Raw genomic sequence first — 19,606 nt, 5'->3', positions numbered from 1 at the left:
CGAGAAGGAACCTAGACACGTCTACGGCTGCCACGAACGCGAACTTGAGGGTGTTCCAAGCGAAGAGCAGCAAGAGGACGTTGAGGTCCCCGGGTCCTCCACGCTGAAGGACCGTGGCACAGATGCTCATGGCGAGCGGAGCCTTGACGGCCGGGCGTCAAATGCTAGTCGTACTGGCCGGGGACCAGCGCTGGGCCTCACACCTAGCCCGCAGTACGCGGACCTGGCCGGTGCTTCCGGAACAGTAGGACGTCGCCCTCAACCTCGACATCACCCAGTGGTGCCTCCCGAACCAACGCCGTTCGATACCTCTGTAGAAGGTCCCTTAACTCGTCACCCGAAGGATCAGCGCCGAGGAGGAGCGCCGCTAGCAGCTCACGCCGGCTGGTGTTCTCGCCAACCGAATCAGCACGGCCGAGCAGGTCATCGAGACGTTGATCTAGCGCGATCGGCCACCGAATCGAGACCTGCTTGTCGGCAGAGTCACGCAAGCGCTCATCTGGGTTCACTGAGTGTCGCTCGCGGGTCACGCCGGTGCCATCTCGTAGAATCGAAATATGTCTTTCAGAGGTCTGTCTGACCTCATCGTCACCATGATGGCGGCCGGTGGAGTCCGTGCGCTACTCGCTCACGACCAGCAGCTGCTGCACCGTGAGCTCGCGGCTCTCGCCGGCGACGACACCCCCGCGGCAGAGCGACTCTGGACCCGAGTCGGCGGACGCCCCAAGGTGGTGAGTTCCGAGAGCAAAGTGCGCGGACTCCCCGCGACCCTCTGGTCGGCGGTGAACTCCGGTGCCATGACCGCGACCGAGTACGCGGACGGCTCTGGCGCGTACGTGCTCACCCACGCTCAGCAGGTGGCCGGACGTCGGCTGTTGCTCTCCCTGCCCGCCGACGAAGCCGAACTCGTCTACCGGACTGGCGCTGCCTGGGCCGCCTCCTCGACGACACGGAAGAACCGGGCGAGCGCTGCTGAGTCTCCTCGCGCGACCCGCCGGTCGAGCCTCGCATAGCGTCGCCACGTCCCCGGACCCGGACCACGCCACGAGGCCTGCAGCTTGACCTGCCCTGCGTACCGGCCCTTCTCGACCGGCGCCGCCGTGATCCGCACCGTGCGAAGTTGCCGGGCGCGCGCACCCGGCGGCCAGGTGCCCTCCCAAACCCCGAGGAGACCCGTCCCGTCGACCCGACTCCAGTCGACGTACCGCGCGTCGTCCAGACGCCGGCGCGCCTCGGCAGCTGAGCCAGGACGACGGCCAGGGTCCGGGTCAGTCATCGCGCGCGCAACGGTTGCGACGGCAGGCGGCACCCACGGCGCCAGCTTGTAGAACTTCTGCGGCAGTGCTCGCTTGCTGCTGTCGACGTTGGCCTCCATCTTGGCCTCGTCGACGCTCTCCCAGTCGTAGGGCCCGTTGAGCATTTCGATTAGCACCATGCCGGTCGAGTACACGTCCGAGCACGGGTGGAGCTCCCCCGCCGCGCTCTCCGGCGGCAGGTAGGCAAGCGTTCCAGCCCCTGCGGGCGAACTCCCGTCGGTCAGCGCGGCCACGCTCCCCAGGTCGCCCAGGAAGCCGGTCGTCCGGGAGCCGTCGAGCATCACGTTGCCGGGCTTGACGTCGCGATGCAGCAGCTCGTGGTCAAGGTGCATGTAGTCGAGCGCGGCGAGCACCTGCGAGCAGATCGTCACGGCCTCCCGGATGGAGAAGACGTGTCCCTCCTCGAGGGCGGTGAAGACGCTCTGCCCCTCGCAGTAGTCCGTGGTGAACGTGACCACCTTGAGCGCAGGGTCCATGTCCGGCGTCCACTGCGCCTCCCGTACCGTCAGGAGGTTGTCGTGCTTGAGGTTCTTGAGGAGCTGAGGCTCGGTGAGTGAGCCAGGGATCCCGAACAGTGCCACGGTCTTCGCGACGACGTCGTGCTCGAAGACCTCGTGGCGGTACCGGTAACACTCCCCAGCCGCACCCTCGTTGATGCTCTGCAAGAAGGTGTACGAGGGCTTCGCCAAGTACTGGCCGTGAAGCTCCGGGGCCTCGCTCGCCGTCTGGAGGCTCGCCTCGGCGGCTCCCAGCTCGGCGCTCACTGTGAGTCCTGCAGCTCGCTGAGCGCAGCCAGAACGGTCGCCACGGCTAGGTCACGCTTGTTCGGTCCCCAGTTGGGCGTGATCTTCTCGGGGACCAGTTCGACGGCGATCTCCTGCAGCTTGCCGCTGTCGTAGCCAAGGCGGGACCGCACGGTCTCGCGCGCCACCCGGCGGAACTCGACGTCCTCCTCCGCGGCGGCGAACGCGACAACCGTCTCCATGGTGATCCGCGGAACAAGCGCGTGGTAACCCTGCTTGAAGCGCTTGTCGTACTCGGCCGACAGCAGCCAGACCAGTCCGATGTCGTACGCGCGCAGGACCCGACAGATGTCCTTGCGGGCGATAATCAGCGCCTGGCCGGTGTCCAACCCTTTGGGCAGGTCGAGCCGATAAGCGTTGCCGAGATCGATCAGCGTCCCGTCGGGCTCGACAGCCGCGAACCAGAGCACATCGCTCGCAGCGTGCACACCCAGCGCCCGCATCCGGTCCACCTCCCCGCCCAACCCATCAGCACCAATCCTAGTTGCCGTCAGGTTCTGAAGCGGGCTACTTGGACTTGGATCCGCCACCCTCGCCAGACGGCGGGACGGGAGGCCTGACGGGCGGCTTGGGCGGCTTTGCCGAGGAAGCCTTTGCCCGGTAGCCGTGCTCCAGGCCGTCACCGTTCATCGCGGAGCCGCTCAGGGTGCCCTTGGCAGGACGGCGCTCGGAGTCGGTCACCAGAGTTACGCCTTCTTTGAGCCGCCGCCCTGGCCAGACGGTGGGGTCGGGGGCTTGGCGACGGGTCGGGCCGGCTTGTGAGCGGTGGGCTTATAGCCGTGGGTCTCGCCGCTGGAGACCATCTTGGTGGTGGTCGGGACTGCCTTGGTCACTCGGCGGTCAGTCACTGTCCTGGTCCTTCTTGGAGCCGCCGCCTTGCCCCTTAGGTGGCTTTGGGAGCTTGGTATACGCACCGGACTTGGCGCTCCGCGAGACGGTCGTGGTGGAGCCAGACGCTCGGTAACCGCTGTGGCGCGGTGGCAGGGTCTTCGAGCTCGTCATCTAGGCCCTCCTCGTCATCTTCCGGATTCCATTGTGCCTCACTCGTCGGAATCCGGCCCGGGGAGCAGCAGTTCGACCAGGACCGCGTCGGTGCAATCGATCACGGCCCCGTTCGAATTCTCGACCGCTTGACCGAGGGTGCCGTTGTCGTCGACATGGAAGCTGACCTCGACATAGAGCGATCGCGGGTCGGGCCACGACGATGCGTATGAAGCTTTCCCGAACCAGCCGGCGTACCAGCCGCCGTCATTCATCCTCACGCGAACGAAACAGGGAGAAAGGTCCGCGAACGCGACGTCCCAACCGGAGGGTCGGGGGTCGATCCGGTTCCATCGCTGGTCAACCCACGAGTCCCTGAACTTGTCCTGAAGCCACCCCCAAGTGCTGATCCAGTAGTAGAGCCCGGCCGCCACCGCTGGGATAACGAACGCGGCAAGGAGGGCGAGGAGGGCGTACTTCTGCAGATGGTTGAGTGCCTCGTCCGGATTCTGGTTCGCGAGCGCCTCGATCTGCGGTCCCGCGATAGCCAGATAGACGAGCGCAAAGACGGTGCTTGCGACGATGGCACGCATCAGGCGGGAGGAGAGGTCAGCGTCGGCGGGCGTGCGGCCCCGGAGCCGGACCAGAACACCGAGGAACACGAACCCCGGGACGATCAGGACCAGCGTGATCAGCAGCTGGGTCGCTGAGCTCGGGATCATGTTGTCGATCTTGTCAGGCCGAGGCCGCGGTGTCGGCCAGGCTTCTGTGAAAGCCACGGACTCGTCGGCAGGCGAGGGGTTGTGGACGATGTCGCCGGCGCGGCTGACGAGGTCTTGCAGGCGGTGCGCGAGCAGCCAGAGGCCACTCGATCCGCAGGCCGTGCACCCTGGGGGTGCACGGCCGGTCCAAATTCTCCATTCGCCTCAGAAAGTTGCCGCAGATTGATCGCCCGCGGGCACGGCCAAGACTTTGGTGACTGAGACGAGCACCAGCAACCGAAACGAGGAGGACGACGCCGCGGCCACGGCGGCAACCGAACATCGGGCATACCGCCCTCGCCGGGCGAGTCCGAAATGGACGAAGCCCCGGATCTGGAACCCGGGGCCAGTCACTACGTGCGCGAGGGGGGAGTTGAACGTAGGAACACCACGCCTGATCACGCGCGACCGCCGTCCTGAGCGTGAAACCGGCGTCCCGTTACCTCCGGTTGCCTCCCGTTTCCTCGGCTCCGTGCACCCCAGGGGTGCACCAGCCGTATTCAGTTCGCCCCAGCCTACGTCTCGAGCCCGATCCTCTGGGTGACGAGACCTCAGATCTCGGGGAAGTCGAAAGGCGAGATGGCTCCAAGAGGCGTTCGTCAGCACGGCGGCGCAGCGATGGCAGAAACAACAGTCAAGGTCGATGGACCTGGGAATGCCTGGACTGCCCCAAGCACGGAGCCTCGGCGGTGGTGCTCGCGTGCTGCGTCCGCTGACTTGCCTACGATTGGTCACCCATCCCTGAGTTCGCCCGCCGCTTTGCGCATCTGAGAGATGGCATGGTCTTCATCGCTGGGGAGCGTCGCGGCGAGCTCATTCACCCGTCGCCAGCGGTCGAACGTCGCTCCGTCTCTACGGCCGGCCGCAGCCAGAGCCGACCACGTGTCCGCGCAGCGCAGGAGCGCGGTTCCGGCCTTGGCCATCTCAGCGGACCCCGTTAGCCGCGCCACGTCGGCACAGAACTGTGCCTGCAACCGGCGGAACAGGCCGCCGCCGGTCCCTGCCTTCTCCACAAAGGCGTGGAGTGAACGCAGTGCGACGTCCAGTTCCGGTTCGGGCATGAGTCCCGGCCACCGGTCGACATCTTCGGCGAAGACCGCGACCCCGCTGATCCCGGCAGCCGCCACGGCATCCGGTGGCAGCGCCGAGGTGTCCGGGATAATTGCGGTTACCGCCGCTTGCATGTTCTCGACCGAGGCGACGAGGGCCGAAGCTGCGGTCGGGCGGAGATCGGGGAGGGTCTGGGGCCAGTTCACGAAGTACGTGGTGTGCCTCGTGGGCACAGGGAAGGACCGTGACGCGCGCGCCCGCGCAAGAGCATCGTAGGGGACTTCCTGCACGTCGGCTCGGTCGTTGTCCACGACGAAAGCCGCCTCGGTGTCGTCGTCGTAACCGATCACGACGATGTCATGCCGACTCATCTGAAGGCGGACATTGAGGTAGGGCAGTTCAGCGATGTCCGCCCACATCAGCACGGGACGGCCTTGCTGAAGCTCGCGGCGGACCCAGCCCCAGCCGGTCACGGGGTCGTCGGTGCCACGGACGTCGACCTCGGCACCCAGCCTCGAAAGAAGGTCGACCTCGAGGTCACTGCTACGCCCGACGCTGTAGATGGGCGGGGTGAGACCGGGCATCCGCAGGTAGGTGAAACCCAGACCACCGCCCATTCCGAAGACCAGACCTTCGCTCGGTACCTCCTCCCAGCCGAGACCGGCCCACTCCAGGAGGTCTCTCAGCGCTCCGGAACCGCAATGACCGGCCTCACGGTGGGGATAGTCCAGCAGGATCCGCCGCGGCTCCGGTTGTCGGGGCAGGATCTCAGCTGACATGGCAACTCCTGAACCGGCTCGCAGCGCTCTGTGCGTACGCCGGTGGGTCGGGCGCGGTGGGTTCCGCGACTCTACATTTAGCTCAGGCACGCAGGGGCTCGCGGTCGACGGCGGTTGTGACGGCTGGTGCAGGTCACGATTCGAGGGAGAGGAACCGTACGGCGACTTCGGAGATCTTGCTCGCCGTCGCGGTCCGGTCCCACTTGGGCAGCGCCAGATGACTGACCGTCAGGCGCACCATGGTGTCGGCCGCGTCGACGACGTCGTCTGGGGGAAGGCTCGGGTAGCTCTCCGCCACCCATCCGGCCAGGGTGTCGGAGGCGAGGTCGAGAAGCCGCGCGGATGTCGTGAGCAGCGGGAGCATCCCCGTGGACGCCTGACTGCCCGCATCCAGGTCGCGGTTGGAGATGAGCACTGCCTTGAGCAGGGGGCTGCGTTCGGCCTCGTTCAAGGTGTAGTCGACGGCTGCTGCGATGCCGCGTTTCGCATCGCCGATGTGTGCCTCCAGCGCCTTCTGGATGCCCTCCAGGAAGCGCGAGGCCTCGCGGAGTACGACGGCTTCTCCGAGGCCGGCCTTGTCACCGAACTCCTTGTAGAGCACCGCCCGGGACACCCCGGCACGATCCGCGACCTCCCCCATACGCACCCGGTCCCAGCCGCGGTCGACGATCAGGTCGTGGGCAGCCTCGAGGACAGCGGCGCGCATGTGCTGCCTGAACCGTTCGCGCATGGACGGTGCCCGCATGACAGAGAGGTTAGCGATGTGTCTCGCGACCGACTCGCGTCCCTGACCTGGACACGCCCGCACGCTACCTAGCGTGCTCGTCGGCCAGTTGGTCGACCATGGCGGCGAGGGTGTCCTGGAGTCTCTGCACCCCTACAGTCACTGCCGTCGCCCTCGGAAAATTTCGGAGGTCCTCGAGTGGCACCGGGTCCCCGACCAGCAGGGTGACCCGACGACGGCGGCGGCGGCCTAGCACTACCCTCCCTTCGTAGGCTGGCACGATCGCCTGCACGCCCCATTGAGCGACGGGAATCAGTGGAGCTGACGTCTCCAGCGCGATGCGAACAGCACCTGACCTGAGCGACATCAGGCGCCCATCCGGTCGCTTCGTGATCGATCCTTCCGGATACACGACGACAAGAGCGCCACGCTCCACGGCTTTGACCGCGGCACGGATCCCAGACCGGCCGTCGGACCGATCGACCTCGACGTGGCCGGCCGACCGGAACCACCAGCCGACTGCTCTACGGTGAAACAGGCTCGCCTTGGCCATGAACCGGGGGGTCCGGCCCTGGGCGAGGATCATCTCCCCCAGGAACAGCGGGTCGGCCTGGGAGACATGGTTGGCGGCGAGCACCGCGCCTCCCGACCCGGGCAGGCGTTCGGTGCGGCGCCAGTCCGCTCTCCTGCCCAGCAGGAGCAGCGGTTTACAGACGAGCAAGGCCAGCCACCACGCAGGCCCGCGGGCGTCTCCGGGGACGCGTCTCTCACCCGCGGGCCGACGCGAGTCACGCAAGTCCGGAGCGATATGCAGGACTCTCACCGCCGTCCAGACCGTCGACCTCCAAGCCATCCTTGCTCAGCTCGGCGGGCGATGGCTCGGTGGTGACCACGACCAGCGGTTACTGCGGCTTCTCACACCGCCACCTCCGCTTTCAGTGCGGCCATGTCGATCGCGGTCCCCTGGGTGAGCATGCGTTTGGTGGCCATGAAGTCGCGGGGACGGTTGACACAGTCAGCGGCTATCGGCTCGCCCTTCCGGAGGTAGTAGCAGGTGAAGTGGCGGTCACGGGTCGGGTCACCGCTCACGACGATGTCGTCATAGCCGGTGTTGAGTCCCGCGATCTGGAGCTTGAGGTCATACTGGTCCGACCAGAACCACGGGAGCGCCGCCAGCTCCTTGTCCTTTCCACAGATGGTCGCTGCTGCCACCTTGGCCTGCTCCACTGCGCTCGGGACCGACTCCAGCCTGATTCGTCGGCCGTAGCGGGGGATGTCCTGCGACGTGCAGTCCCCGGCCGCCACGATGTCAGGGTCACTGGTGCGGGCGTGGGCGTCGATGAGGATCCCGTCGTCCACGACCAGGCCGGCTGCCTCGGCGAGCTCGGTGGTCGGCTCGATACCGATGCCGACGATCACAAAATCGGCTCGGACCGATTCGCCGCTGGCCAGGACCACCTCTCGCAGGCGGGTGTCGCCGACCAGGGCCTCGACCGAGGCGTCCGTCCGCACGTCGACGCCCTCTTCTTGGTGGATCCGCGTGAAGAAGGCCGACACCTCAGGGGCGGTGACCCGCTCGAGGACCCGGTCTGCGGCCTCGAGGACCGTGACGTGGAGGCCCGACGAGCGCAGCGAGGCAGCGGTCTCCAGCCCTATATACCCACCACCCACTATGACGGCGTTGCGTCCGGGGATCGCGTCCTCGCGAATCCGCTCCACGTCCGACGACCGACGCAGGTAGTGCACCCCGTCGAGGTCGGCACCCTCGGCACGGAGACGTCGGGGGTGCGCTCCCGTGCAAAGAGCAAGAGCGTCATAGGACAGGCGGTCCCCGGTGCCGAGCACGAGCTCGCCCGCCGACCGGTCGATCGACTGCACGCTGGCAGTCAGGGGCTCGACGTCCTGCTTGACGTAGAAGTCCTCAGACCGGATGGCCAGCTCCTTCAGCGAGCACTTCCCGGCCAGATATCCCTTCGACAGCGGAGGTCTTTGGTACGGCAGCGCCGACTCGTCACCGACCAGCACGATGTCACCCGACCAACCCTCCTGGCGGAGGCTGGTGACCAGCTGTACCCCGGCATGGCTGGCGCCGACCACCACCGCGCGTTCCGTGCTCATCCGGCGCCCTTGGGGGTGAGCTCGACCATCAGCTTGCTGATGCCGCGAACGAAGTTGGACTGCACGTACTGCGGCTCCCCGACCACATCGATCCTCTCGAAGCGCGGGAGCAGCTCCTCCCAGAGGATCCGCAGCTGCAGCTCGGCCAGCCGGTTGCCCATGCACCGATGCACGCCGAAGCCGAAAGCAATGTGGTTGCGGGCGTTGGGCCGGTCGATGATCAGCTCGTCCGGTCGCTCGAACACCGTCTCGTCGCGGTTGCCGGACGCGTACCACATGACCACCTTGTCGCCCTTGCGGATGAACTGGCCGTTCAGCATGGTGTCGGTCTTGGCGATCCGCCGCATGTAGGCAAGGGGGGTTTGCCAGCGGATGATCTCAGAGACCATGTTCGGGATCAGGTCCGGGTTGGCCTTGAGCTTCTCGAACTGGTCGGGGTACTGGTTCAGCGCGAGAACTCCGCCGCTCATCGAGTTGCGTGTGGTGTCGTTGCCGCCCACGATCAGCAAAACGAAGTTGCCGATGAACTCCATCGGACGCTTGATCAGGTCCTTGGTGCTCTCATCGCTCTGCAGCATCGTGACCAGGTCGAACCCGGGCTCTTCGCCGGCCGCGAGCCGGGCGGCCTTGGCGTGCCAGAGTTCCGTGAGTCCTCGCGCCATCTCGAGCATGCCGCGGAACAGCTCGTCGTTGTCGGTAGTGGCGGGGCCGCCGTTGGTCTGCTCCATCGAGGTTGCCAGGTCCGACCACTCGACGAGCTTGTGCCGCTCCTCGAAGGGGAAGTCCAGCAGCGTGGCCAGCATGCGGGCGGTCAGCTCGATCGACACCGTGCTCACCCAGTCGAACGGTTCGTTGACGGGCAGGTTGTCCAGGACGTCCCTGACGCGCTCGCGAATGAGGTCCTCCATCTCATGGAGGTTCTTCGGCGCAACGACACCTTGGACGGCGCGACGCTGTATGTCGTGTTTGGGTGGGTCCATGGCGATGAACATCGCGACGTCCATGAACCGCGGGGGTGTTCCGATGACGATGAGAGGCTCGGCGGAGAAGACCTCGTGGTTCTTGTCCACCGCCATGATGTCGGCGTGACGCGTCACCGACCAGAACGGGCCGAAGGGACTGTGGGGCTGGTAGTGGACCGGAGCCTCGTTGCGCAGACGTTCGAAGTAGGACGCCCACCGCCCCTGTCGGTAGAGGAACGGGTTGCTGAGGTCGATGTCGGCGAGGGGGACCTCTTCGACCGGCGGGATCGGGGCCTCGACGAACATCGGCCCGTTCGCGCCGGTGAGCCACCGCCGGCCCTTGTCGTAGAGGCGCGCGCCCTGGATCTGTCGCTCCAGGGGGATGGCGGACTCGACCTTCGTCTTCACTGTTTCTGGGATCTTGACTTCTGGGAACTTCATCTGGCTTGACCTCCTGCTACATCTGGAACTCGGGCAACTGCACGGTCAAGCCATCCCACGATTCGCAGACTTTGACTTGGCACGACAGGCGAGACGTCGGCTGTCGCTCGGGGTTCATCGAGAGCATCTCCTCCTCCTCGGGACCGGACCGGCCGACCTTGTCGGCCCAGGCGGGATCAACGATCACGTGACAGGTGCCGCATGCGGCCTCGCCGCCGCAGTCGGCATCGATGCCCGGGATGGCGTTGTTCGTCGCCACCTGCATCAGCGAACTGCCCTCCTCGAGCGGGGCCTCGTGCTGCTCCCCGTCGTGTGACATGAAGGTGACCACTGCCATCGACAATTCTCCTGACTTTGCCTACTGGATGGACGTTCTGGCGATGATTGTTGTCGGCGGTCCGCTGGCAAAGCCATGTCGTATCGTGTCAGTATGTTGTGAATTCGGATCACGTGAGGGTTGCCTGTGTGGACAGACGAGCCAGGCGTCCCGTCGCTGGCCTTCGTGCAGCTGCTGAGCAGTCCGGCGATCGACGAGGACGCCGTCGAGCGTTTTCGCGTCGTCATGGCGCGCGAGGGAACCGGTGAGCTGACTCTCATCCAGACCCAGGGCGAGGCACCGCTGCGGTGGTTCCGCGAGGTCTATCCCGACCTCGACGGCGAGCAGGCCACCCGGCTCGGGATCGCCTGCGCAGAACACGCACAGCTCACGTCCTTCGGACCGTTGAGTGTCCCGTTGGTCAGCGCGTGCACCGTCGCAGAGGTCGTGGAGCTGCTGACCTACCTGCCCTTGATCACCAAAGCGGTCACCACGCAGTTCCATCCGCGGCAGGACGACCTGACGATCAGGCTGTTGGGGAACGCAGGCGACCCCGATCTCGACTGTCTGGTCGTCACTTACTGCGGACTGGCACTCATGCGGTTGATCGACCTGCTGGTCGGCGAGCCGTCGGAGGCGACCATGCACAGCCACTGGCCGGAGCCGAGCGGGCTACCCCGAGAGGCCGAGAGCCGGTCCCGACTCGAGTTCGACGCCCCCTTCTCCTACCTGCACATGCCCGCGAGGACGCTTCGTGCTGCCTGCCGCTTCCCCGACCCGATCACCTACGGACTCGCCGTCACCGAGCTCCAGCAGGCGCTCGCGCGCCGAGCCGGCACCCCGGAGTTCGCCCGCAGGGTCCGGGCGTTGCTCGACGACGGGCCCGGGGCGAGGACGATCCAGTCCGTCGCAAACGAGTTCTCGATGTCCTCGAGCACCCTGAAGCGCCGCCTCGCCGCTGAGGGGACCAGTTTCCGGGAGCTGCTGCAGCAGTCGATGGTCGACCGCGCCAGGAAGCGGCTTCTCGACCCCTCCACGTCGGTCAGCGAGGTCGCCAACGAGCTCGGCTACAGCGATCTCACCAACTTCTCGCACGCCTTCAAGAGATGGACCGGCAGCTCACCGAGCCACTTCCGAGGTGAGCACGAGCACCGATGAGGCGAGAGTGCTCAGTCCGAGCTCACCGACGGGTTCACGGCTGCATGCTCGGTGGCCTCCCCGGTGTCGGCAGGAGCAGCGAAGGTGTCGTCCGCAACCCCTAAGCCGGGGGTCATGCGGCCGTAGGCCTGGTCGAGGGCCGTCAGGGTCCGGTCCAGCGAGAGGTCGTCGAAGCTGTCGAAGTCCATCGGGGCACGTCGAAGCTCTCGCACAGCTCGCCATTGAAGGCCGGCGTCGCCTTCAACCATCGGTCGTCGAGGTGGACGCTGCAGTACCCGTGGTACACGAACAGGTCCGCGCCACCCATGAGGGCCCGCAGGTTGTCGGTCCGCAGGTGGTTGAGGAAGTCGGCGAAGCCCACCCGGGCAGGGATGCCCACGGCCCGCAGCGCTGCGGTCAGCAGCACCGGCCTTGGGAACGCTGTAGGCGCGGCCTGCCTCGAGCACGTAGCTGGCCCGGTAGTGCTCAGGGTCTCGGGGCACCGAATGGGGGTCGTACCAGACTCTGTCCCGGACCGCTGCGAAGAGCAGGCTCGCCCGCTCACGCGGCGTCGATGCGCCGGCGACCACCTGCTGCGTGAAGTCGCGCACCGCAGCGCTGTCGTGATCGAGGAAGAAGGCCGACTCAAGGTGCGGTCCCGCCGTCGGCGTCATCGCCACCGCCAGGTGGTCGTCGGCCTTCCCGACCTCGACGACCATGCGTCGGCCTCCTCTTCCCAACGCGGCTGCGCACAGTGCGCGCCGTCCACACGCTGGAGCGGTCCTCATCGGACGCTCAAGTAGCTGTCGTCGTCGAAGCCGAGCCCGACGCTGTCAGCGAGATTGCGCGGGTCAACCACACCTGGTGTGCGATCCGGGCGACGACCTCGTCGTGCGACTCGTCGTGGTAGTCGAGCCAACAGATGGTCCCAGCATCGACCGGGTGCCCATCAGCCCCGCCATGACGCCGTCCCGGAAGGTCGACCTCGGGGTTGCGCAGGTACGCCCGACGCGGCGGCCACCAACTCCCCCGGAACCGCGTGCGCCCCAAGCCTGGCCCGACGCATCTCCCTGTTCTGCTGGCGCACTGCCATGAAGCGATCGAGGGTCGGATGCTCGGCCGCCCAACCGAGTGCAGCCCCGATGGCACCCGGATGATGGCAGGGCCGGTGCCACTGACCTGCATCGCGGGCCGAAGGGTGGTCGATGACCTGGTCCGCCGCGCACCGCAGCACCTCGCCGACGAGATCTTCCTTGCTGCGAAGTGGCGGTAGACGTGGGGCCGCGCATGCCTGCGCGTTCGGCGATCTGAGCGGTGCCGACCCCGGCGCCGTGATCCTCGATCGCGTCAGCCGCCGCCACTAGCTGTTCGCGCCGCGGACCTCGATGGGAGACGAGTCGAGATGACTCGGCGATCGGCTTGGAATGCTTAAGCTGTGGAGCGGGGATCGTCGGCGGTGGTGTTCGCGTATTGCGTTCGCCGACCGGCCACGATCGGTCACCCACCCCGGAGTTCGCCCGCAGCAGTGCGCATCTGGGAGATGGCATGGTGCTCGTCGCTGGTGAGAGTCGCGGCGAGTTCATTGACGTGTCGCCAGCGAGCGAGCGTCGATCCGTCGCTACGGCCGGCGGCAGCTAGAGCCGACCATGTGGCCGCGCAGCGCAGGAGCGCAGTTTCAGCCTTCGCCATCTCAGCGGACCGCGTTCGCCGCGCCACGTCGGCACAGAACTGCGCCTGCAACCGGCGGAACAGGCCGCCGCCGGTCCCTGCCTTCTCCACGAAGGCGTGGAGAGAGCGCAGCGCGACGTCCAACTCAGGTTCGGGCATGAGTTCCGGCCACCGGCCGACATCTTCCGCGAAGACCCCGATTCCATCGATCCCGGCACCAGCAACGGCATCCGGCGGCAGCACCGAGGTGTCCGGGATGATCGCGGTCGCCGCCGCTTGCATGTTCTCGACGGAGGCGACGAGGGCCGAAGCCGCGGTCGGGCGGAGATCCGGCAGGACCTGGGGCCAGTTCACGAAGTAGGTCGTGTGCCTGGTGGGCACGGGGAAGGATCGTGACGCGCGCGCCCGCGCAAGCGCATCGTAGGGGACCTCCTGCACCTCGGCTCGGTCGTTGTCAACCACGAAAGCGGTCTGGGTCTCGTCGTCGTAACCGATCACGACGATGTCGTGCCGACTCATCTGGAGGCGGACATTCAGGTAGGGCAACTCAGCGATGTCTGCCCACATCAGCACGGGACGACCTTGTCGTAGTTCCCCACGGACCCAACCCCAACCGGTGGCGGGGTCGTCGGTGTGCCGGACGTCGACCTCTGCACCCAGCCTGGCAAGAAGATCCACCTCAAGGTCACTGCTACGCCCGACGACGTAGATGGGCGGGGTGAGACCAGGCACCCGCAGATAGGTGAAGCCGAGCCCACCGCCCATTCCGAAGACCAGACCTTCGCTCGGCACCTCCTCCCAGCCCAGGCCGGCCCACTCCAAGAGGTCTCTCAGCGCTCCGGACCCGCAATGACCTGCCTGACGGTGGGGATAGTCCAGCAGCACTCGACGCGGCTCCGGCCGAAGCGCAGCGACCTCAACTGACATGGGAACTCCTGGAGTAGTCGGAGCACTCTGCGCGAGCGTGTGCCCGTCAAACGGTGGGCGCGAATCTACATGCATTCATGCACGCATGTAGACTCAGGCTGTGCCGCTGAAGCTAGGACGACAAGAAGACCGCTCGGCTGCTACCCGTCGGGCATTGCTGGACGCGACGGTCACATGCCTTGCCGAGCTCGGCTATACGGGGACAACCAGCGCCGCGGTCGCGGCTCGAGCGGGCCTTTCTCGCGGCGCGCAGCTGCACCACTTCGGGACACGCGACCAGTTGGTCGTGGCGGCGGTTGAGCACTTGGCGCAGCAGCGCCTGCGCCGCGTCCGAGAGCAGATGGCCCAGCTCGAGCTCCGTGACGCCGAGGACGGGGGGGCGACCGACCACAGGAGGCGAGGGACGGCGCTCCGCCTGCTATCAGATGCGCTGTCGGGGCCCTTGTATGCGGCGAGCCTCGAACTGTGGGTGGCCGCCCGCGCTCACGAAGAGCTGCGGGCAGAGTTGGTCCCCACCGAAGACCGCGTGAACGCGGAGCTCGCCGAGATGTGCCGCACCTACGTCACACAGGACCCCATCGAAATCCGACTCACCCTGGATCTCCTTCTCGGTCGAGGGGTTAGCGGTCTGCTCGCTCCTCATTCCCATGAACGGCAGAGCGAAGTCTTGGCTGCCTGGGCGCAGCGCCTCCAGGGCGGTCCTCGTGGCTGACATGCAAGCGCTGCTGGCCATGTGGGCGGAGAAGTTCACCGTCTACCCGGACGGGGCTGAACTCCCGACTCACCACGACCACTGCCTGGGGTGCGGCCCGAACAATCCCCATGGGCACCACCTCCGGGCCCTGCGGCACGGGGATGGTGTGCAGGCTTGGCACACGTTCGACAATCGTCACGTAGGCGCACCGGGCATTGTCCATGGCGGCGCAGTCGCCACCGTTGTCGATGACCTTTACGGTTGCCTGCTTTTCCTCGAAGGAGGCCCTGCCGTCACCCGCCAACTGACGATCGAGTATTTGGCACCGGTACTCATCGGAGCGGAGTACCGACTCCAGGCCGATGTCGTCCGGCGCGAAGGGCGCAAGCTGTTCGTCGCTGCCCGTGCAACCGAGCCAGCCGGTCGCGCGGTCATCACTTCTACGGCCGTGTTCGTGAAAGTGTCTGTCGAGCACTTCGCTCAGGGCAGTCCACCTGGCGTGCCTGCGGATTGACCGCGCCCGTCCTTGCAGGGCCGCCTCGGGCCATCGCTCGCGGCCTGCGGCCTGCGCCTCCAATCCGGGCATCCGCTGACGCTCACACCCGGGATCGGGACCACTCGAGCGGCTCGCCAATCCGGCCCCGACCCCGGGCCGTCGGCTGACGCGGTCAGTTGTGCAGATGGACGCCATGTTTGTACTCTCGGTACAAGCCCAGCACAGCGAAGGGATCCACGTCGGTGCGTACTGTCCCGGCTCACACGGCGGTCAAACTCAGCGTCGCAGCGGAGCTGTTCGCCGATCACGGTGTCGAGCAGACCAAGATCGAGGACATCGCTGCTGCCACTGGGATTCCCAAGGCGACGTTGTACTACTACTTCGCCGGCAAGGAGGAGATCCTTGCCTTTCTGTTCCGCGACACCTTGAACCGCGTTGCGGATGAGGTGGCCATCGCCGTCGAGTCGGAAGGGTCGGCAGCGGCCCGGCTCGCCGAGGTGATTCGAGCGCAGTTGCGGGTGATGGCGGAGCAGCCGGCGATCTGCCGGGCTTTGGTGGGTGAGCTAGGACGTGCGGGCCGTATCCCTGAGATCGCAGCGATGATTCATGCGGCCTACTACCAGCCCGTACAGTCGCTGATCGAGGACGGCGTGACTGAGGGCTCGCTGCGGCAGGTGCCCGATCCGGAGTCGGGTGCCATGGCGGTCTTCGGTGCGGTCACCATCAGCGCCCTGTCCTACCTTGTCACCGACCAGGCCCTGGACCAGGAGCGCATCGCGAGCGCCGTGACGACCCTGGTCCTCGACGGCCTGCGGCTGCGTCAGCGCTGACCCCGACCGCGCGGCCGCAAGCGACGGTGCCGGTCCCGACAGACGAGGATCTTACGACGTGCTAAACCAAGCCCTGCCGATCTGGGCAGTCCGCGTACTGACCGCTGTCCTCGCACTGGCACTGTTCGTCCTCACCGTTGCGGTCGCCCTGCTGCTGCCGCACATCCCCCGGCTGGTGCGGGCGGCCTCCGACATGCCGGCGGCCCTAGAAGTGGTTGACCGAGCGCCGGACACCCTGGACCAGGTAGAGAGGATCGACCGCAATGTCGAGAGCCTCACTCCCCCTGTGGCCACCGCGACCGAGGACCTCTCCGCGGTCGCGCCGCACATCGAAACCCTCGCCGGCCAGATCAACCAACTCTTGGATGACCTGGCGGCCCTGCAGCGGACCTCCAAGCCGCTCGGCGAGGCCGCCCCCAAGATCGCGGCCCTCTCCGGGCAGCTCGAGGGCCTCCAGACCTCGCTACGTCGGCTCGATCGCGACCTCGTCGAGCCACTGACGGAGGTGAGGAGGCCGATGCGGAGGCTCGCAGACACCGCGGGGCCACTCCCCGAGAGCCTGGAACGTCTCAACCGGAGCACCGCCGTGCTCGAGCAGCTACCCGGGTACTTCGACCGACTGCAGCGAATCCTCGTACGTGTCGCGCGGCATGTGCGAAATCTCGATGAGAAGACAGGCCCGAACCTCTGGTGATCCGGGTGGCCGAGCGCTACCCACTCGTGACGGACTTACGTGCATGCACGACGGCATGTAGCGTGCTGCCATCCGGACGCTTCTCTCTTCCCGTTCGCGTCCGTTGGGGGTGACCCAATGAACCGCGGGCCTGTCTGGCAGCCAATGGCGGACCTGCTCTCCGACGTGGTGTGGCATGCGGCGTGGTGGCTCTATGGCGGAATGGTGGCCTTCGGGAGTTGCTGGTGGTTCGGATGTGGCGGCTACCGCGAGTGGCAGCAATGGGAGCGTGACTGGCTTGAGCGGCGCGAGCAGCGACGAAGGAGCCGTATCGACAGAGACATCGCGCGCGGCCTGCGCGAGATCGAGGAATTCCTCCGGCTTCGGTGCTCCCCGCCGGTGAATGAGCCTCACGGCGGGACGCGGCCAAGGGTACGCCACGGCCGACCGAGGCCGCTTCGATAGTCGCGCGAGCGGGCGGATCCCTTCATCCCGTACGGGCCGAGCCAGGCTCGCTACATGTGCCGGTGACGCAGACCAGCACGCGCCCCGGCCACACCGCCCCCTCCTTCGCACGCGGCCGTGAGGGCGGGCCACTACTTGCCGATGACCTCAGGACGACGCGCCACCTCCGTGTCCTGACGTTCCGTGAGCATGCGCAGGAGCCTGTCGCCCTCGACATCGAGGTCGGGCAGCATCCGGTCCAGCCAACGCGGCAACCACCAGGCCTTGTCGCCGAACAGCGACATCAGCGCCGGAGTCAAGGTCATGCGGACCAAGAAGGCGTCGATGAGGATGCCGATCGCAAGCGCGAAGCCGATCTGCTTGATCATCACGTCATGGCTGAAGATGAAGCCGGCGAACACCGAGACCATGATCACCGCGGCGGCGACCACGACACGGCTGGCCTGATCGAAACCGTGAACCACGCCGGCCTCGCCGTGGTGGCCGTGGACGTGGGACTCGCGCATCGAGGAGACCAGGAAGACCTGGTAGTCCATCGCTAGCCCATAGAGGATTCCGGTGACAATGACCGGGATGAAGCTGAACAATGGCCCGCCGGTGTCGACCCCCACCATCCAGCCAAGCCATCCCCAAGAGAACACCGCAGTGGTCACCCCGAAGGTCGCCAAGATGCTGAGCAGGAACCCGAGCGTGGCCTGGATCGGTACGACGAGTGACCGGAACACCACCAGCAGAATCAGGAGCGACAGCCCCACAATGATGATCAGGTACAGCGGGACGATCTCGGCGAGCCGGTCGGACATGTCGATGCCGATAGCGGTGAAGCCAGTGACGCCGATCACGACGTCATGATCCTGGGCGACAGCCGAGCTGGGTGAACGGAGCGCCTGAACGAGGTCGGCCGTGGCATCGTCGTCTGGGCCCGAGGTGGGGATGACACTGAGGACTGCCATCTCCCCGTCCTGACTGGTGCCCACTGGCACCGCAGCGACGATCTCCTTGCGCTGCTGGAGCTGTTGGGTCACCGCGCCGAGGGTCCGAGGCGTGACGGCGGCGCCATCGGCGGACTCCACGGTCACCAGCAACGGACCGTTGTACCCCTCACCGAACCCGCGGGTGACCGCCTCGTAGCTCTGCCGCGCGGCGGTGTCGGTGTTTGCGCTGGCACCCGTCGGCAAGCCGAGGTCCATGCTCGCCGCGGGAACAGCACCCACCCCCAAGACCGCCACTACACCGAGGATCACCGGCCAACGGAACCGCACCACCGCCTTGACCCAGTGGTCGGCCACGCTGTGGCTGTCCTCCTCCCGGCGGGTATGCCCCTTCTTGCGGGCTTTGGCCGACACGATCCGCTCCCCGATCAGTCCGAGCAGAGCCGGCAGCAGGGTCAGCGCGATGAGGACAGCGAGCAGCACCGTGGCCGCGGCGACCAGAGCCATGGTGGTGAGCATGGAGATGCCAATGACGGTGAGCGCGACCAAGGCCACGATCACGGTGAGACCGGCGAAGAGCACGGCGCTGCCTGCCGTTCCAACCGCCCGGCCAGCCGCCTCGCGGGCGTCGAGGTCGCGATCGATGATCAGTCGCCGCTGCCGGTTGACCACGAACAACGCGTAGTCGATTCCCACCGCGAGGCCGATCATCAACGCCAGGACAGGGGTTGCGGTGTTCATCTCCACCGTCGTCGACAGGGCAAACGCCGTTCCCACGCCCACCCCGACCCCGACGAGGGCGGTGATCAATGGAAGGCCAGCGGCGACGAGCGAGCCAAGCGTAAGAACGAGGACCACGGCCGCGACCGCGAGACCGACCACCTCGGCGGCGCCGACCGGGATCTCGATCGCCTTCAGCGAGTCACTCGGCAGGACCCGCAGACCGGTGCCCCGCTCCGCATCCTCGACGACCGACAAGACCGCGGAGACCTGATCGTCGGTCAGCGACGTGGACGGCACGGTGAACTGGAACTGGAACAGCGCCACTGGCGCCTGAGTCGAGACCAGCACCCCCGGCACCGGGGTCCCGTCGAGGACCAGCGGCTGGTACGGCGGCGCCGTCCCCGGCCCGCTTTCCGGCTGGTCAGCCCCAGGCCCTCCCGGCGGCTGCCCCTGACCCTGGCTCAAGTCAGCCGGGTTGATGACCTGGTCCAGCTCGTAGACGTCCTGGACCGTCTCAGCGATCGCGGCCATCCGCGCGGGGGTATCCAGCCGGTCGCCGTCTGGAACGGTGAACACCACACTGGCCTGGCCTCCCGATGCCTCCGGCAGCTCCCGAGAGACCCGATCGAGAACCTGCTGGGCCTCGGTGTTGTCGATCTTCATCTCCGAGGTCACCTTCACCCCGTTGACCACCAGTGCAGCGACGACGGCAGCCAGCACCAACACCCACCCGACGATGATGGGCCAGGGCTTGCCGAAGCAACCGCGCCCGAGGCGGTACAAGAACGTGGACATGGGCTGCTCCTCAGC

At 66.7% G+C, this 19,606-nt stretch carries 16 protein-coding genes and 1 pseudogene; 5 read left to right on the top strand and 12 right to left on the bottom strand.

Annotated elements, in window-relative coordinates; genetic code table 11:
- Window positions 1-910: 910 nt before the first annotated feature.
- The 9 genes and pseudogenes from QWY29_RS07635 to QWY29_RS07595 form a co-directional block, all read right to left on the bottom strand.
- Window positions 911-2,080, bottom strand: a complete 1,170-nt coding sequence (locus tag QWY29_RS07635; protein ID WP_277500423.1) for a serine/threonine-protein kinase — start codon at window positions 2,078-2,080, stop codon at window positions 911-913.
- The gene (locus QWY29_RS07630) at window positions 2,077-2,571 is read right to left on the bottom strand and encodes a hypothetical protein (protein ID WP_300960122.1); all 495 of its coding nucleotides are present in this window, start codon (window positions 2,569-2,571) and stop codon (window positions 2,077-2,079) included. The genes QWY29_RS07635 and QWY29_RS07630 overlap by 4 nt, the downstream gene beginning before the upstream one ends.
- A 588-nt stretch (window positions 2,572-3,159) precedes the next feature.
- A complete protein-coding gene (locus QWY29_RS07625; protein ID WP_277500425.1) occupies window positions 3,160-3,822 on the bottom strand; it encodes a DUF6338 family protein in 663 nt (220 codons plus the stop codon).
- A gap of 770 nt (window positions 3,823-4,592) precedes the next feature.
- On the bottom strand, window positions 4,593-5,690 hold the full coding sequence (locus tag QWY29_RS07620; RefSeq protein ID WP_179516883.1) for a BtrH N-terminal domain-containing protein: 1,098 nt from the start codon (window positions 5,688-5,690) through the stop codon (window positions 4,593-4,595).
- 133 nt (window positions 5,691-5,823) lie between these two features.
- Window positions 5,824-6,435: a TetR/AcrR family transcriptional regulator gene (locus tag QWY29_RS07615; RefSeq protein WP_277500426.1), complete on the bottom strand. Its 612-nt coding sequence runs from the start codon at window positions 6,433-6,435 to the stop codon at window positions 5,824-5,826.
- A gap of 64 nt (window positions 6,436-6,499) precedes the next feature.
- A complete protein-coding gene (locus tag QWY29_RS07610; protein ID WP_300960121.1) occupies window positions 6,500-7,267 on the bottom strand; it encodes a lysophospholipid acyltransferase family protein in 768 nt (255 codons plus the stop codon).
- Between the two features lie 62 nt (window positions 7,268-7,329).
- On the bottom strand, window positions 7,330-8,532 hold the full coding sequence (locus QWY29_RS07605; protein ID WP_277500427.1) for an NAD(P)/FAD-dependent oxidoreductase: 1,203 nt from the start codon (window positions 8,530-8,532) through the stop codon (window positions 7,330-7,332).
- Window positions 8,533-8,537: 5 nt separating this feature from the next.
- Window positions 8,538-9,935, bottom strand: a pseudogene (locus QWY29_RS07600) (cytochrome P450); the annotation flags it as partial.
- A 16-nt stretch (window positions 9,936-9,951) separates the two neighbouring features.
- Window positions 9,952-10,272, bottom strand: coding sequence for a 2Fe-2S iron-sulfur cluster-binding protein (locus tag QWY29_RS07595; protein ID WP_068121188.1), 321 nt, complete (start codon window positions 10,270-10,272; stop codon window positions 9,952-9,954).
- 165 nt (window positions 10,273-10,437) lie between these two features.
- Here QWY29_RS07595 and QWY29_RS07590 point away from each other — a divergent pair, with 165 nt between their 5' ends.
- Entirely contained in the window at window positions 10,438-11,409 is a 972-nt protein-coding gene (locus QWY29_RS07590) for a helix-turn-helix domain-containing protein (protein WP_277500430.1), read from the top strand.
- 11 nt (window positions 11,410-11,420) lie between these two features.
- Here the strand turns inward: QWY29_RS07590 and QWY29_RS07585 are convergent, their stop codons facing one another.
- Window positions 11,421-12,107: a transglutaminase-like domain-containing protein gene (locus QWY29_RS07585; protein ID WP_277500431.1), complete on the bottom strand. Its 687-nt coding sequence runs from the start codon at window positions 12,105-12,107 to the stop codon at window positions 11,421-11,423.
- A 778-nt stretch (window positions 12,108-12,885) separates the two neighbouring features.
- Window positions 12,886-13,983 carry a BtrH N-terminal domain-containing protein gene (locus QWY29_RS07580; protein ID WP_068124011.1) on the bottom strand — a complete coding sequence of 366 codons (1,098 nt, stop codon included), beginning with the start codon at window positions 13,981-13,983 and terminating at the stop codon, window positions 12,886-12,888.
- A 100-nt stretch (window positions 13,984-14,083) separates the two neighbouring features.
- Here QWY29_RS07580 and QWY29_RS07575 point away from each other — a divergent pair, with 100 nt between their 5' ends.
- The 4 genes from QWY29_RS07575 (at window position 14,084) to QWY29_RS07560 (ending at window position 16,697) form a co-directional block, all read left to right on the top strand.
- On the top strand, window positions 14,084-14,695 hold the full coding sequence (locus QWY29_RS07575) for a TetR/AcrR family transcriptional regulator (RefSeq protein WP_179516878.1): 612 nt from the start codon (window positions 14,084-14,086) through the stop codon (window positions 14,693-14,695).
- 1 nt (window position 14,696) lies between these two features.
- A complete protein-coding gene (locus QWY29_RS07570) occupies window positions 14,697-15,191 on the top strand; it encodes a PaaI family thioesterase (RefSeq protein WP_179519313.1) in 495 nt (164 codons plus the stop codon).
- 224 nt (window positions 15,192-15,415) lie between these two features.
- Window positions 15,416-16,003, top strand: coding sequence for a TetR/AcrR family transcriptional regulator (locus QWY29_RS07565; RefSeq protein WP_068124016.1), 588 nt, complete (start codon window positions 15,416-15,418; stop codon window positions 16,001-16,003).
- Window positions 16,004-16,061: 58 nt separating this feature from the next.
- A complete protein-coding gene (locus QWY29_RS07560) occupies window positions 16,062-16,697 on the top strand; it encodes a hypothetical protein (RefSeq protein WP_277500432.1) in 636 nt (211 codons plus the stop codon).
- A gap of 575 nt (window positions 16,698-17,272) precedes the next feature.
- On the opposite strand, the gene QWY29_RS07555 is transcribed toward QWY29_RS07560, so the two are convergent.
- Window positions 17,273-19,591, bottom strand: a complete 2,319-nt coding sequence (locus QWY29_RS07555) for an MMPL family transporter (RefSeq protein ID WP_277500433.1) — start codon at window positions 19,589-19,591, stop codon at window positions 17,273-17,275.
- Between the last annotated feature and the right edge of the window lie 15 nt (window positions 19,592-19,606).

The organism is Nocardioides abyssi (assembly GCF_030412915.1).
In the GTDB taxonomy this organism is placed as follows: domain Bacteria; phylum Actinomycetota; class Actinomycetes; order Propionibacteriales; family Nocardioidaceae; genus Nocardioides; species Nocardioides abyssi.
Note: the sequence above shows the minus strand (reverse complement) of the source record. Positions and strands in the feature narration are given on the sequence as shown.

Coding starts and splice junctions, on each gene's coding strand:
- QWY29_RS07580 (WP_068124011.1), bottom strand. CDS start 13,983: ATGTCAGTTGAGGTCGCTGCGCTTCGGCCGGAGCCGCGTCGAGTGCTG.
- QWY29_RS07625 (WP_277500425.1), bottom strand. CDS start 3,822: ATGATCCCGAGCTCAGCGACCCAGCTGCTGATCACGCTGGTCCTGATC.
- QWY29_RS07585 (WP_277500431.1), bottom strand. CDS start 12,107: ATGGTCGTCGAGGTCGGGAAGGCCGACGACCACCTGGCGGTGGCGATG.
- QWY29_RS07555 (WP_277500433.1), bottom strand. CDS start 19,591: ATGTCCACGTTCTTGTACCGCCTCGGGCGCGGTTGCTTCGGCAAGCCC.
- QWY29_RS07610 (WP_300960121.1), bottom strand. CDS start 7,267: ATGGCTTGGAGGTCGACGGTCTGGACGGCGGTGAGAGTCCTGCATATC.
- QWY29_RS07615 (WP_277500426.1), bottom strand. CDS start 6,435: ATGCGGGCACCGTCCATGCGCGAACGGTTCAGGCAGCACATGCGCGCC.
- QWY29_RS07570 (WP_179519313.1), top strand. CDS start 14,697: ATGCAAGCGCTGCTGGCCATGTGGGCGGAGAAGTTCACCGTCTACCCG.
- QWY29_RS07595 (WP_068121188.1), bottom strand. CDS start 10,272: ATGGCAGTGGTCACCTTCATGTCACACGACGGGGAGCAGCACGAGGCC.
- QWY29_RS07620 (WP_179516883.1), bottom strand. CDS start 5,690: ATGTCAGCTGAGATCCTGCCCCGACAACCGGAGCCGCGGCGGATCCTG.
- QWY29_RS07605 (WP_277500427.1), bottom strand. CDS start 8,532: ATGAGCACGGAACGCGCGGTGGTGGTCGGCGCCAGCCATGCCGGGGTA.